Annotated in this window: 11 protein-coding genes; 3 read left to right on the top strand and 8 right to left on the bottom strand. The window is 45.9% G+C overall.

The window, feature by feature from the left end; all coding sequences use genetic code 11:
- Positions 1-131 precede the first annotated feature (131 nt).
- The 3 genes from panC to ahcY all read left to right on the top strand — a co-directional run bounded on the left by panC (position 132) and on the right by ahcY (position 3,847).
- Positions 132-980: a pantoate--beta-alanine ligase gene (panC, locus tag SWH54_09970; GenBank protein ID MDY6791584.1), complete on the top strand. Its 849-nt coding sequence runs from the start codon at positions 132-134 to the stop codon at positions 978-980.
- Between the two features lie 74 nt (positions 981-1,054).
- Entirely contained in the window at positions 1,055-2,224 is a 1,170-nt protein-coding gene (gene metK / locus SWH54_09965; protein ID MDY6791583.1) for a methionine adenosyltransferase, read from the top strand.
- Between the two features lie 168 nt (positions 2,225-2,392).
- Entirely contained in the window at positions 2,393-3,847 is a 1,455-nt protein-coding gene (ahcY, locus tag SWH54_09960) for an adenosylhomocysteinase (protein MDY6791582.1), read from the top strand.
- A gap of 210 nt (positions 3,848-4,057) precedes the next feature.
- On the opposite strand, the gene SWH54_09955 is transcribed toward ahcY, so the two are convergent.
- From SWH54_09955 to SWH54_09920, 8 genes are all read right to left on the bottom strand, one after another.
- Positions 4,058-4,936, bottom strand: a complete 879-nt coding sequence (locus tag SWH54_09955; protein MDY6791581.1) for a hypothetical protein — start codon at positions 4,934-4,936, stop codon at positions 4,058-4,060.
- A gap of 89 nt (positions 4,937-5,025) precedes the next feature.
- A complete protein-coding gene (locus SWH54_09950; protein MDY6791580.1) occupies positions 5,026-7,137 on the bottom strand; it encodes a bifunctional aldolase/short-chain dehydrogenase in 2,112 nt (703 codons plus the stop codon).
- Between the two features lie 213 nt (positions 7,138-7,350).
- Entirely contained in the window at positions 7,351-8,238 is an 888-nt protein-coding gene (gene lsrF / locus SWH54_09945) for a 3-hydroxy-5-phosphonooxypentane-2,4-dione thiolase (GenBank protein MDY6791579.1), read from the bottom strand.
- Between the two features lie 31 nt (positions 8,239-8,269).
- Positions 8,270-9,124, bottom strand: coding sequence for an NAD(+)/NADH kinase (locus tag SWH54_09940; GenBank protein ID MDY6791578.1), 855 nt, complete (start codon positions 9,122-9,124; stop codon positions 8,270-8,272).
- 927 nt (positions 9,125-10,051) lie between these two features.
- On the bottom strand, positions 10,052-10,627 hold the full coding sequence (locus SWH54_09935) for a hypothetical protein (protein MDY6791577.1): 576 nt from the start codon (positions 10,625-10,627) through the stop codon (positions 10,052-10,054).
- A 10-nt stretch (positions 10,628-10,637) separates the two neighbouring features.
- Positions 10,638-11,759: a trypsin-like peptidase domain-containing protein gene (locus tag SWH54_09930; GenBank protein ID MDY6791576.1), complete on the bottom strand. Its 1,122-nt coding sequence runs from the start codon at positions 11,757-11,759 to the stop codon at positions 10,638-10,640.
- Between the two features lie 27 nt (positions 11,760-11,786).
- Complete coding sequence (locus SWH54_09925; protein MDY6791575.1) at positions 11,787-13,016, bottom strand: LPP20 family lipoprotein; 1,230 nt, start codon at positions 13,014-13,016, stop codon at positions 11,787-11,789.
- A gap of 36 nt (positions 13,017-13,052) precedes the next feature.
- The gene (locus SWH54_09920) at positions 13,053-14,426 is read right to left on the bottom strand and encodes a hypothetical protein (GenBank protein ID MDY6791574.1); all 1,374 of its coding nucleotides are present in this window, start codon (positions 14,424-14,426) and stop codon (positions 13,053-13,055) included.
- Positions 14,427-14,433: the final 7 nt, after the last annotated feature.

Below are 14,433 nucleotides of genomic sequence, written 5' to 3'. Positions count from 1 at the left end.
CGGATTAAAAAGAGCTGTGTTACCTTAACAGTTATGACTTGATAAAATAGCTCTTTTTTATCATATATTGACATTTATGTGTTCCTGTTTTAGTTTAGTTGTTTAAGCAAACCGAGTGTTGAGGTAAAATCATTAGGATCATACACAAAGCAGAAGAGATACAAAAACGCTCAGATCAAATCAGGCGCCAGGGCAAAACCATTGCATTTGTTCCCACCATGGGTTTTTTCCATGAAGGACATCTTTCCCTGATGAGAAAAGGGAGAGAGTTAAATGATGACTTGGTCATAAGTATTTTTGTCAACCCTACCCAGTTCGGTCCCCAGGAAGATTTTGAAGCCTACCCCCGGGATGTTGAAAGGGATCTTCAGCTTGCAGAAAAAGAGGGGGTGGATGTTGTTTTTACCCCGGACCGGCAGGAGTTGTACCTGGAAGGATTCCAGACATATATAGAACTGGAAAAACTCCCCAATCATCTTTGCGGACTCTCAAGACCCGTATTTTTTAAAGGGGTGGCAACGGTTGTGGCCAAGCTGTTCAACATGGTTAAACCCCATGTGGCCATTTTTGGTGAAAAGGATTACCAACAGCTTATGGTTATTCGGCGAATGGTTCAAGATTTGAATTTTGATATCAAAATCGTCGCCGGTCCGACAGTAAGAGAACCCGATGGCCTTGCCATGAGCTCAAGGAACAACTATCTAACCGCGGAACAGCGGCCATCTGCATTGACTCTTTACAAATCCCTGGTCAAAGCTAAAAATATACTGAAAGACGGAGTGAAAGATGCCGAGGAGCTCATACAGACTGCAACCAAGTTGATCACTTCCTACCCTGAGACCCAAATAGATTATATTTCAATATGTGATCCCGAATGCCTTGAAGCGGTTCAAACCATCGACAAACCGGTACTCATGGCCCTGGCGGTAACCGTAGGCAAAACTCGCTTAATAGATAATATGATACTTAATCCGAATTAAAAAAAACCATCCACATCATTTCGATAAAGTCATACCGATATGATGCCGATAAGACAAAAACAAAGGAGACTTTTATGGGAAACGAGCAATTCTTTTTTACCTCTGAATCCGTTACAGAAGGACATCCGGACAAAGTCGCAGACGCGATATCCGATTCAATACTTGATGCAATTATGGAAAAGGACACAAAATGCAGGGTGGCCTGTGAAACTCTGGTGACCACCGGCCTTGCCTTTATTGCCGGTGAAATAACCACGGATTGTTATGTTGATATGCCCCAGGTGGTTCGCGATACCATCCGTGATATCGGGTACCATTCATCCAAAATGGGTTTTGACTGGCAAACATGTTCGGTCGTTACCAGTATCGACCATCAGTCACCGGACATCGCTCAGGGAGTAAATACCGGAGAAGGCCTGTTCAAGGAGCAGGGTGCAGGAGACCAGGGCCTCATGTTTGGGTTTGCCTCTGATGAAACACCTGAACTGATGCCGATGCCCGTCATGTATGCCCACAAGTTATGCCAGCGTCTGGCTGTGGTGCGAAAAAACGGCGTGCTTGATTTTTTAAGGCCTGACGGCAAATCCCAGGTCACCATCGAATACGAAAACGGTACGCCCAAACGCGTGGATGCGGTTATTATCGCTGCCCAACATAAACCGGATGTGACCTATGAAGAGTTAAAAGAGGCCATCATAGAAGAGGTAATCAAAAAGGTGATCCCTCAGGATATGATTGACGGTGACACCCGTTACTTTATAAATGCAACCGGAAAGTTCGTGATCGGCGGTCCCATGGGAGATTGCGGAGTTACCGGCCGTAAAATTATCGTTGACACCTACGGCGGGCAGGGAAGCCACGGCGGCGGATGCTTTTCCGGAAAAGATCCGTCAAAGGTGGACCGCAGCGCATCGTATATGGGCAGACATATTGCGAAAAATGTCGTTGCCGCCAGCCTGGCAAAGAAATGCGAGGTGCAGGTTGCTTATGCCATCGGTGTGCCGGAGCCGGTTTCGGTGATGGTTGATCTTATGGGAACCGGTGTGATTCCCAAGATTCGCGTGAAAGAGATAATCAGAGAGGTCTTTGACCTAAGGCCTGCTGCAATAATCGACTATCTTGACCTGTTACGGCCGATTTACCGAAAAACTTCGGCTTACGGACATTTTGGTCGAAATGAACCGGAGTTTACCTGGGAAAAGACCAACAAGGCCGATGAGATGAGAGAAAAGGCAGGACTGTAAGAGCCAATTTCAAAACGTCCCCTTTTGTCAGATATCTGCGTCAGGCTCAAATTTTAATCCTCGAAATACTTCATGTATTCCTGCGGTTAAAATTTTCGCCTTCCTTGATCTCGAACAAAATTGAACATTTTGAAACGGCCTCTATAATTGAATTAAGGAGAACAAAAAATGTCGTTAGCAAAAACAAAGGAAATTTCCAACGGTTTGTTGGAAGTTGATCCTTCACTCCCGTATAAAGTGGCCGATATTTCACAGGCGGAGCTCGGTTTCAAAGAAATGGCTCTTGCAGAAAATGAAATGCCCGGCCTGATGGCGGTTCGGGAAAAATATGGCCCTGAAAAACCGCTCAAAGGGTTGAAGGTGATGGGAAGTCTTCATATGACTATCCAGACCGCCATGCTGATCAAAACACTAAAAGTACTGGGCGCAGATATTCGTTGGGCCACATGCAATATCTTTTCAACCCAGGATCATGCGGCCGCTGCAGTTGCAAAAGAAGGACTGGCTGCTGTCTATGCCTGGAAAGGAGAAACCCTGGAAGAATTCTGGTGGTGTACGGAACAGGCCTTGACATGGCCCGACGGCACCGGTCCGGATCTTATCGTCGACGACGGAGGTGATGCCACTCTCTTCGTTCATCAGGGTGCGGCTGTTGAAAAAGACCCGGCATTGCTGGACAAAGAGTACGACAGCCCTGACATGAAATGTCTGATAGCGCGCCTGAAAGTCAGTTACCAGCGTGATCCCAAATTCTGGACCAATATAGCAGCAAAAATTCGCGGTGTTTCAGAGGAGACCACCACCGGCGTTCACCGCCTGTATCATCTGGCAAAAAGCGGAGATCTTCTTTTTCCTGCCATCAACGTGAACGACTCGGTCACGAAATCAAAATTCGATAATCTTTATGGATGCCGGGAATCACTGGCTGACGGCCTTAAGCGTGCAACGGATATTATGATTGCAGGTAAGATAGTGGTGATTTGCGGTTACGGTGATGTGGGAAAAGGGTGTGCCCAGTCCATGCGGGGATTCGGCGCGCGGGTATTAATTACCGAAGTCGATCCAATATGTGCCCTTCAGGCGTCTATGGAGGGGTATGAGATCGTAACCATGGAAGATGCGGCCCCCATGGGGGACATTTTTGTGACCGCCACAGGATGTTACCATGTGATCACCGGTAAGCATATGGAAAAAATGAAAAACGAAGCAATCATCTGCAATATCGGTCATTTTGACAATGAAATTGAGATGTCATATCTTACCGATAATCCGCAATGCACCAAAGAGACGATTAAACCCCAGGTTGACCGGTGGAGGCTTAAATCAGGGCGTTCTCTGATTATTCTGGCGGAAGGAAGGCTGGTGAACCTGGGCTGTGCCACCGGGCACCCCAGTTTTGTTATGAGCAACAGTTTCACCAATCAATGCATGGCCCAGATGCAGCTTGCAGCCAAGAATCATGAAAAAGAGGTTTACACACTCCCCAAAGAACTGGATGAAGAAGTCGCCAGGCTGCACCTTGGCAAACTCGGTGTCAAGCTGACAAAACTGAACCAGTTCCAGGCAGATTATCTGGGTGTGCCGATAAATGGGCCTTTTAAGCCGGATCACTACAGGTACTAATCTTACAATGACACTTATAGCTTTTTTAATGTCATTTTTTAAACTTATTAGTTGCTTATCACACAAGTGTTACGGGTTGCGAGTTACGGGTTTTTTCCAGATGAATGTTCCGATGGATAACACCAAATGAGCAACCGTTTACCCGCAACAATACCGCATGACACAAAAAGAAGATGTGGTTGACTAAAGCGGGTGAGTGACGTTGACGGATTAATCCAGAACGATGATTACCCGGCATTTTTTCAAAAATGCGAGATGTTGGGAAGAGTGCCTGAGGGTGGAAGCGTCCGCGTTGCTGATGACTATATCACAGTTCCCGGGGCCTGTGGTTCTTAATCCTTTGACGCATAATGGATTATTTCCCACCCTGGGATCTGTTTTGCTGGTTTTTAAATCCCTGGTGTAACCGCTCATACCCTTTTGTACCGCAAATTCCCGACTGGCAAATGCCGCGCCATAAACCTCCTTCCCGTCTTCATCCAGCAGTCTGGGGGCCATGGCAGGATTTACCGATATGCCCGTGGCATCAACCACCAGACCGGTGTAAGACTTTAAATCGGGAGTTTTGGATGGTGGTGAGGAAGAATTTTTTCCCGCGACGGACACCTGCTTAATCGATTCGATCTGTTTAATTTCCTGAGGTAGAAAAAGCTGGGCAAAACCACCATACAAACTCAATTGTAAATAAACCTCAACGGTTCCATCCGACAGGTATTTTCTCATTTTTTCATTTTCGCGGGCCTTGTAAATGATTTCTTCCAGTTGTTTTGCGATTGAATTTTTAATGGTGGCGCAATTTTTTGCTTTTTGTAGCGAATTGATCCTGACTGTATTTATGGTTTTCATCATGTTGTGTCTGGCGTTATTCTTTGAATCAGACAGGAGTTTCATGCTGGAAACAGATGCATTGCCGGAACTCTTTTTTAATGGCGTTGCCACCCCTTTTGCCTGAACCATTCCTGTGGTCCAGTTAATATGGCCGTTTTGTCTATATTGTACCACCGCTTTACTTTTTTCACTGAGCGCTGAGGTGGCATGACACAAAAATAAAAACAATAAAAATAGGATGAAAGCCGGTAACTTTTTCATTATTTCACTGTTCGGGTTGCGGGTAAAAATCACGTTTACCTTTTATACTGTAAATGAGTAATAAGTCAATATTATGGCAGCAACAACATTCACCTGGGGAAGGCAGCAGGAATTCCTCCGTCTACGGGGAGTGATGCGCCGGTAGTGGGGGTTTGGTTACCGGCAAAAAAAACAACTGCATTACCGACATGCTCTGCGAGCACACTCGCCTTCAGCAGATTTCTGTTGTGATAGTACTCTTTTAATCCCTGGCAGTCAAGCCCTCGACACTTCATTCTGTCGGGTCCGATAAGATCCCAGAGTTTGGATGATATTTTTTCATCGCCAAATACGGCATCAGGATTGATCATATTGACCCGGACCCCAATTTCTGCCAGTTCAAGCGCGGCGATTTTTGAGATTTGATGGGCGCCTGCTTTTGAGGCGCTGTAAGCTCCGAAGGCCGCACCAGGATCAAAAACATTTTTTGAACTGATTACCACGATATTTCCTCCGGTTCCCTGTCTTTTAAAAATCGGTACAGAGGCTTTGATGGTGGTGAATGTTCCCTTTAGATTGACGGCCATCACCTGATCCAATTTATCCGGATCAAGATCTTCAATTCTGGCCACATGAGCGATACCTGCGTTGGGTATCACCAAATCGATCCCGCCGAGTCTGCGACTGATTTTCTCAAAGGCTTTTTCCACTGAAAAGTACTGGGTCACATCAAAGGGAACCACTTCCACCTGGCTATTGCTGTATTTTTCTATCAGAATGGAGCGAACTTTTTTCAAACGGGGTTGGTCAATATCGGACAGTACCACCACCGCACCGTTGGCCAGCAATCGATCAGCGATGCCGAACCCAATGGCACCACCCCCACCTGTAATCACCGCCACCTGCCCCTGGAGCAGGGGGCTGGAGAGGGACAAATGCAATTTCTTCTGCTGCAGGCTCCAGTATTCCATGTCAAAAATATGGGAATCCAAAATAGGGATATATTCATCCAGCGCACCGGCATTGAGTTTAGCACGAACGGTGTGCTCGGCGATATCCGCAGCGATACGGGCATCCTTACGGGTAAATCCGAGGCCCATCAATCCCAATCCTGCGATAAGAAAAACACGGGGATATGGGTCAAGCTGCTTTCGATCAAGTCCCTTTTCCTTGAGCTGCTTATTAAAATAGGAATGATAATGCTGTTTGAAACTTTCCACCTTTTGCGTGATTATATTTTTAAGATCATGGTCATGGTCCGGAACATGCTCGATAAATACCATCCGGTTTTTGGTGCGGATGGCATGATCAGGGGTGAGGACACCGGAAGTGCAAATGGTCTTCGATTCCCGGGCAAGAGAAATTTTTAACAGATCCGGTTCATTTCGGGTTTCAACGTAAAATCGACGCAGGCTTCCATCAGAGGCCTGGTGGGCGCAGACACCCCTCACTGTTTGGGCGACACGGGCAATTGCGGTGTCCATATTTTCTATGGATGTAATATCGCTGCAGGGAGTCATCAAAGCTTTGCCCTGTATTTCTTTGTTAACAAACGCTTCCGCTTTGTTCACATAATCAATCATTCTTTCATAGGAGGTTTTGGCATCCTCGCCAAAAGTGAAAATTCCGTGATTTAATATGACAACGGCCTCTATATCAGTATCTTTTTCGTACTGAGACGCCACCTCTTTTGCCAGAGGAAGACCGGACAAGGTATAGGGAAGAACGGCAACTTTGGGCCCCAGCGCTTTTTTTATCAAAGTTGTTCCATGTTTCTGATTGGTTAACACAAGCACGCTATCGGCGTGAGTATGGTCAATGTATTTATGCGGGAGAAAAGCGTGGAGAAGTGCTTCAACAGAAGGGTTTGGCAAGGACGAGTTAACCTTTCGAACTTCCAGCTGGTTTTCCATTTCTTCGTCCGAGAGCTGATTCAAATTCCTCAGCTTTCGAAGAAGAGTCAGGTCCAAACCGGAAAACCCGTGCACATCAATGGATGCCAGATCGACACCACTTCCCTTAACATAAAGAATTTCCTGCTTTTCTGCAAAAACATTTTTTTGAATTAATTTAACCGAGGTGTTGCCACCTCCGTGAAGCACCAACTGAGGATTTTGTCCAATCAGTCGGGAAGTGTAAATCCGAAGAGCCAATCCTTCAGGGATGTCGGCATAATGTTCCGCCAATTGCTTGGCATCAGTTTCATTAAAGGCACTTATCACAGTTTGGGTCCTATTATTCTTTGTAAACGTTCAGGAGTTCAAAAGTTCAGGGTTCAGAGGTTGCATTTTGTCTTAGGGCACCATTTTGAAAACTGTCGTTACATCGATAACGTCTTGGAAAATCAAATTTTTTACGATACTTAGGGCCTTTAATTTTGTCCTTGACCATAACCTTAAACGTTGAACGTTGAACCTTTGAACGGCCACCTTTTTCTATGCAGACTCCTGGTTTTTTAAGGTGTTATACAGGTCTAAAGCCTTTTGGGGTGTTTCATTATGGTGTACCACCGCTTTGACTGCCTGGAGCATGGACACAGGAGAGTCAGACTGGAAAATATTTCGCCCCATATCGACTCCACATGCCCCTTGCTGTATGGCATTATAGGCCATGGTTAGCGCATCAAGTTCAGGAATTTTTTTGCCTCCAGCCATGACAATGGGAACAGGGCATGAAGAGGTGACAGTCTCAAAACCATCCTCAATATAATATGATTTGATATATTGCGCTCCCAGTTCAGCACAGATCCTGGTGGCGAGCCTGAAATACCTGGCATCTCGAGCCATGTCGGTGCCCACCGCAGTTACTGCAAGGGTGGGGATGCCATAACGGTTTCCCATGTCGACCATTTTTGTCATATTGATGATGGACTGTTTTTCATATTCTCCGCCAATGAATACCTGGACTGCCATGGCGCATACATTGAGACGTATGGACTCCTCAATATCCACCGCAATTTCTTCATTGGAAAGTTCGCTGAGAATGCTGGTGCCACCTGAAACACGAAGAACAATCGATTTTGTGATGGACGCCGGTACAATACTCCTCAGTATTCCTCTGGTAAGCATGAGTGTATCCGCATAAGGGATAAGAGGAAGGATGTTGATATCAATGCGTTCCAAACCGGTGGTGGGTCCCTGGAAATAGCCATGGTCCACGGCCAGCATGACCGTGCGGCCGGTTTCAGGGTTAAAGATACGCGCCAGTCTGTTCTTCATCCCCCAATCAAGCGAATTTGACCCCTTAAGAAAGAAACCTTCCGTTTTTTGAGGGACATCGGTATAGTACTTTTTTCCTTCTTTCATTTGATCCATATCCGGCATTTTTATCTCCTTTCCGTATTTTTCTTGCCAGTTAAACCCGCCCTCCGCTCCAGCGCAACTTTTCTTTTAACACATCAAAATAATGCTGATCCGGTATGGTGATCATGCGGATGGGTCGCAGGCTTTTTTGGATGATAACCGTATCTTGCTCAGTGATTCTGATACCTTCCTGGCCGTCAAACGTCAGCATAATATCCGAAGATTTTTTTTCCAGCCTGATGGTGATTGTTGCTGAGTCGGGAATGATCAAAGGGCGGTTGGTCAGGGTAAAGGGACAAATCGGTGTCATGACGATTCCGGGGACCAAAGGATGAATCACAGGGCCGCCGGCAGCCAGCGAATACGCGGTTGAGCCGGTGGGCGTTGATACAATCAGTCCGTCCGCCCGATAAGTCGTCAGATAGTGATCGTCAATATAGGTTTTTATGTGTGCCAGCCTGGCCAGGGTTCCTTTGTTTACCACCACATCGTTAAGCACGGTTTCTTCGGCAATTTTCTGTTCCGCCCGGATCACACTCACCAAAAGCCGCATTCTGGGGTTGGTGGTAAAATCATTATTTAAAATCGATTGGGCGACGTGAAAAAGACTTTCTTCCACTGTTTCTGCCAAAAAACCGACCTCGCCAAATTTAACCCCCAGAATGGGAATATCCTGGTCCCCAATCCATCGAACGGCGCTTAAAAATGTTCCGTCTCCGCCAAGAACAAAAATACAAAACAAATCAACAGGGGCAAAAGATGCTGGTTTGGCGAAATGCTGACGGCCGGGCGGCAGACTTTCCTGCCTTATAACTTCAACTCCTTTGGCACGCAGCCATTTTTCCAGCTCGTCGGCTTTTTTCCCGGCTTTTCTATCTGCTTTTACTACGATTCCGATTTTGCGCAAAATAAAAGATAACTCCAGTACATTGGTTGATAGTGTGACAAAAATAGCAGGAAAAAACGGTTAAGTAAAGTGATTTAAGTGAGGAGCCGGGGAGTTTCTTAGCGATGGCTTTTTTTGTAAGCCGATTGAGTTTTAATGATTGTTAGTGGTTCGTCCCGAGAAGTGCCCATTTGCCCGTATCGGCCTTAACAATCATTTCGAGAAACTGGCGTACGGTCCGCCTGAGGCGGACTGAGATTCGATTTGATCCAGCCCCAAGGGACAGAACTCCATGGCAGCGTTGATCGTCTCTGCCTGTATGGATTTAACTGAGAAGATAGGGGGCGTGTACAGAGTGCTGGACTTATTTGTTAAGGCCGATACGGGCAAATGGGCACTTCTCCGGACGAACTGAGCAGAGTGCGAAAAACTTACCGACCCCTTTTAAGTATCATTTTTGCAGTGAAAAATTTTGTAATTGAAGAAGAACCTTAATTTATAACTCAAGTTTCGTACTCCTTATCAACGGTGGAGCCGGAATTGTTAAAGCGCCCATTGGTGTTAAGGGTGTGAATCGAGACAGTTATATTATTTTCTTCCAGGGGATATGAATTGAATCAGTTGCAGCGTGTCCGGATAGTTGGGATACAGTCTATCCGTTGCTAAACAATAAAAAAGGGACGGTCTATCCCAACTATCCGGACACTGCGAAAAGGGGTAATAGATGACCCACATATCCCCTTACAGAAAAAAATATAACCGTTTCGATTCACATCTGATTTTATATGTTACCTGCCGTCAGGGCATTACTTTCCGCCAAACCGGGGTGCGAAACTTGAGTTATAATATATTTTTGGATTGTTTCAGGTAAGAAATGAGGCGAGCACCTGTTCATGTTTCCAGGCCACCGGATCGCAGCAACACGATGGGTGGCCTGGAGTCAAATGTTTATTTATTTTCTAACTCTTCCATCTCGCCGTGCAATTTTTCAGCATTATCCCTTACATAGTCTTGAACCTGTTTGTCGAGCTCCTTGCTTTTTTCCAAGGCGTCTTTGAAAGAAAAAAGATCAAGCTCGCAAAGCGAGTACATGGTTCCGTCCGAAGCATCCATCCATCGGTCGACGATGGTTGCACCATGAAGGGTGGTTTTGGAAAATGTCTTCAAAGCGGTTTCCACATGCTGTTCTTCCGAAGATTTAGACATATCACCGGCAGTTGTGGAGGCCATATAGTCTTTTGCCAGGGTTGCCACGTAAGTTTCCATGGTCTTGGCGATTTCAGCACGGGCTCTGTTATCTGAGGTTTGCCGTAAAAGAGCTTTGTTTCTGATGCCGGAGGCTGCACCAACCCCATAAAAAACTTTTCCTTTGGCCACATCAAAGGCACCGCTTCCCTTCATCACCCAGGCAGGTCCCTGTGAAGCGGTGTCGGCACTGGGTTGAGGAGTTGATGTACAGCCAGCGATCAGCAGAATTCCCATTGACAAAGTAATAAAAAGTACAAACAGTTGTTTTGTTTTCATGGTTACCTCCTTAGTATTTGTTTTTTTTGAACTTTCTGACTTTCCCCTTCATATCATCCATCATGTCTTCCATTTCCTGCATGTCCCTCAGCAGGCCGGTCAATTTATAAGGTTTTTTCCTGGTTAGTATTTTATCGGCGCCGAATTTTTCCGGCCGATCCTTAGGTTTTGCGGGTTGAACGGTCTTTGGCTTCGGTTGAGCCGGTTTTTCTTTTGGTGTGACCGGCTGAACTACTTTTGGCTTAGGTTGAACCGGTTTAGCCGTTTCTTCCTTGCGCGGCTTTTCTTTAACCGGCTCGGCCTCGGGGGTGGGCGTTGTCTCTTTTGGCTGAACGACTTTTTCCTTAACAGGCGTTGGCACAGCTGCAACGGTCTGTCTTTTTGCAGAAAAGTGGTAGCCCAAGCTGTTTAACCACTTAATTGCCACACTTGACTTGATGGAAAAATTAACATCGGTAATCGTTAATCCGTCGGTTGCTTTTCTGGCAATCATGGAATTGATCCCCACCATCACTCCCTCTTCATCTAGCAGAGGACCACCTGAATTGCCACGATTGATACTGGCATCCGTCTGGAAAAGATCTTTGCCGGGTACTCCGCCATAATTTGCCCGGAACGCGCTGATCACACCGGTGGTTAAACTCCACAGACCACCTTGTTCAGGGTGCCCGATGGCATAAACCTGATCACCGATACCCACACTTTCAGCATCGGCAAAATCAACTCTGGTAAGCGGTATATTAATATCCACTATTTTAACCAGAGCAAGATCCAGCGGTATATTGCATGATACCATCCTGCCTCGGTACTTTTTAGAGAGATCTTTTTTATGGTTTCCGGTCACCCTGTCCGGTTTTAGAAAGATCGCAATATCAGATTTCAGCTTTTTTGAAGAACCCGATCTGAGAAAAACATGAGCGTTGGTGATGATCAGACCGTCTTCCCTTATGATTGACCCTGTGCCCACACTGCCCATCCTCGAGCCTTCTGATGCCAGGATAAGCACCACTCCGGGACCAGTTTTTTGATAAATCTCCTTGGGTGTAAAGGCATAAGCCTGAGCGCTTACAATCACAAACAAAGCAGTAATAACAGCTAGTAATAGTTGACAACTCGATTTAGATTTGTTCATCGCCTTTCACCTCCTTTCTATGGTATGTTATTTACCCTGAGAATAAATATACTTGGTTATATCATCAGCAATATCAGTTGCAAGGGTTTTCCTTATCTTTCGCACCGCGCGTTCTTCCGCCTGGGCAAGATTCAAGTGACCTTCCTTTCCTGTTTTTTTAATGCTGCCGAATACGGCGCCACCCTGCCGATCAACCAGATCGAAATAGGCCTGCCACCGCACAAATTTCCATTCTGAAGAGCCTTGTTCAAAGGGCCTGATATTTACCTTGCCGCGGACGGCTACACTCGCTCTGGAGATATCATCGGATACGGAGAATCCCTTTTTATTCAGGGCTTCAACCAGAGCTTCCTTGATATCCGAAGATCGGGTCCCTTTGACAGTTAACACAATTAAAAAGTCCCTGAGTAAAATATCGGTCAGTTGATTTTTCATTTCGCTGAAGCTGATCTTCGGCGGTATTCCCTCTCCGGTTCGGGTCACAATACGAAGCTCGGTATTATATGCCTGCCTGATAATATGTTTTTCGATACAGGCGTTAAGATATTTTATCTGGATCAATTTATCTTTTTCCCGCCGGCTATCGGTCAGAAGCTTTTGGATATCCTGGTCAAGCTGGTCAATTTTTTGGCTGAGTATTCTTTTGGTTTGTTCCCTGTCCAATATGGCAAGGGCATAGAAAAGTTTTTCCGGCCGGCTTTGCAGGTAAACCTGGGCGATGGATACTCCGGAAAGTACTTTCTGGGTGGATACTTGGGTGATGTCTTCAAGACTGATACTTTGTCTTGTCTTTGACTTCCCCCTGTAGGTGGTTTGTAAATATTCTTCATATGCACGGTTGGTTGCATCGATCTCACTGTAGAAGATTTTAGATATTTCCGCCCTGGCTTTATTCTCCGCGGTTTGTCGATCCGGGGCATAGCCGACACCGGTCATATAAAAAGAAGAAGGGTATTCGCTGCTTTCTCCGTCCACCCAGTCCGGCCGTTTTCCTTTGCGGGCGCGAACCGCAGACGGTTTGGCTTTTATTTCAGCCGGCGGTGATGAACGCTCATATCTTTCTTCTTTACCAGCAGATGGTCTTCTTTGTCCGGTTTCATGGGCAGATAAGTCATCAAATGACCGGTTGGCTCTGTTTTGTATTTCTTCCGTCGGAATCCTGGTCTGCTTTTTTTGAGCAGCGCAGCCCGCTAATATCAGAACAAAAGCGGCTAGCAACAGCATTAAAATTTTCAATTGTACGTATGATCGATTCATATCCATCCCCATTGTGTTAACTTAAAATCTAAACCATTAATTCAGTGTCCGGTGGGTCATAAATCTCTTTTCTCCCCTGTCAACGGTAAAAGGTTCGATTTTTCTTGAAGAGATTATGCTGCCGGATGCATTGACGAAATTAATTTTTCCCTCATACTCTCCGGGCGGAACCGCTAGTTTGCCTACCCTGATTTCAGCAGGCAACAGTCTCCAGTGACGGGTATCCGCCTGTTCAGTGGCCGCACTGGCTACATTGCCGGCCACCTGAACCAACAGACCGGCAAGGGCACCTCCTTCCCTCTTGGCTGCCCTGGATGAAGCTTTGGTTGCAAGGTATTTGGTGGTTGCCCTGGCAATGGCCTTGGCTTTGATCCTGCCGGTGCGATTGTCCAGGTTCTTAACCGCAATGGACCCAATATGTTCCATTAAGATAGTGGAAAACTCGTAAGACATCCCGGAGGTGATATTTTTCAATGTGGTTACTCCCCGGACAATCTGATAATTTCTTTTTTTAAACTTTGGGTAGGCTATTTTGACAACATATGCGTCCGGCAGCGGGACGACCCAGCGTCTTTCGACTTTTTCCGGGCCCAGACCGTTATAATGAATCAGGTAGATTTCGGCCATTTCTCTTTTTTGGGCCGGAGGCATAAAAGCGACATTTGAATATTGTGTTTGTATTTCCGCCAGCTCAACTTCAAAATCCATTGCCTTGGCGGAAGAAAGCAGGTTTTCAATTAATAAAACCGGGGGTAAAACACCATAATTTTGCTGATAGTCGGTCCGGTATATTTCTTCCGATTTACGGTAAGATATAAATGCGTCGTTATCCTCACTGTCGGCTTCGTACAGGACGCCCATGAGAAATCGAATAAAAGCGTCTTCCTTGTAAACATTTTTTTTATCTTCCGGGTACCGACTGTTAATAATATTTAACTTGTTATCTACCTTTCTGGCCTCCACCAGGGCCTCATCCCTAAGACCCAGGCCAACATAGTTTAAGGCCATGAAAAGATTGACCATCGCACTCTCAAAGTCTTCTCCCCGGTAGGGGATCGTGTTGTCATTGATAAAAAATGACGCTGTTTGCTTTGAAATGGACCGGGTATACAGCTCGTCCATAATCTGTTCCGCCCGGGAAAGACTTTCATTGCTTTCCTTATACCGCAAAGCAAAATGGGCCAGAATTCCCTCTTCCATATAGTAAAGAGCGGCATTTCGCTTAGGGTAATCCCCTTTATGGTCCTTAATCACCTTTAGCGCCTGTTCATAATTCTGATTGGAAAGGTGCTGATTGATTACCGGATAATGCTTGACCTTAGGGGCACATGAAAAAATCACGGTCCCGGCGCACAACAGCAGCAAAAGAGATAAAAATGCTTTTTTGGTCGTTGGTGTCGATATACTCATGTTCGCA

It is taken from the genome of Thermodesulfobacteriota bacterium, assembly GCA_034189135.1.
Lineage (GTDB): Bacteria > Desulfobacterota > Desulfobacteria > Desulfobacterales > JAUWMJ01 > JAUWMJ01.
The sequence above is the reverse complement of the archived record's forward strand: the minus strand, read 5'-3'. Positions and strand labels throughout refer to the sequence as shown.

Bases quoted from the DNA above. Each gene is read 5' to 3' on its own strand.
- metK (MDY6791583.1), top strand. From the start codon at position 1,055: ATGGGAAACGAGCAATTCTTTTTTACCTCTGAATCCGTTACAGAAGGA.
- ahcY (MDY6791582.1), top strand. From the start codon at position 2,393: ATGTCGTTAGCAAAAACAAAGGAAATTTCCAACGGTTTGTTGGAAGTT.
- SWH54_09935 (MDY6791577.1), bottom strand. From the start codon at position 10,627: ATGAAAACAAAACAACTGTTTGTACTTTTTATTACTTTGTCAATGGGA.
- SWH54_09930 (MDY6791576.1), bottom strand. From the start codon at position 11,759: ATGAACAAATCTAAATCGAGTTGTCAACTATTACTAGCTGTTATTACT.
- SWH54_09925 (MDY6791575.1), bottom strand. From the start codon at position 13,016: ATGAATCGATCATACGTACAATTGAAAATTTTAATGCTGTTGCTAGCC.
- SWH54_09955 (MDY6791581.1), bottom strand. From the start codon at position 4,936: ATGAAAAAGTTACCGGCTTTCATCCTATTTTTATTGTTTTTATTTTTG.
- lsrF (MDY6791579.1), bottom strand. From the start codon at position 8,238: ATGCCGGATATGGATCAAATGAAAGAAGGAAAAAAGTACTATACCGAT.
- SWH54_09920 (MDY6791574.1), bottom strand. From the start codon at position 14,426: ATGAGTATATCGACACCAACGACCAAAAAAGCATTTTTATCTCTTTTG.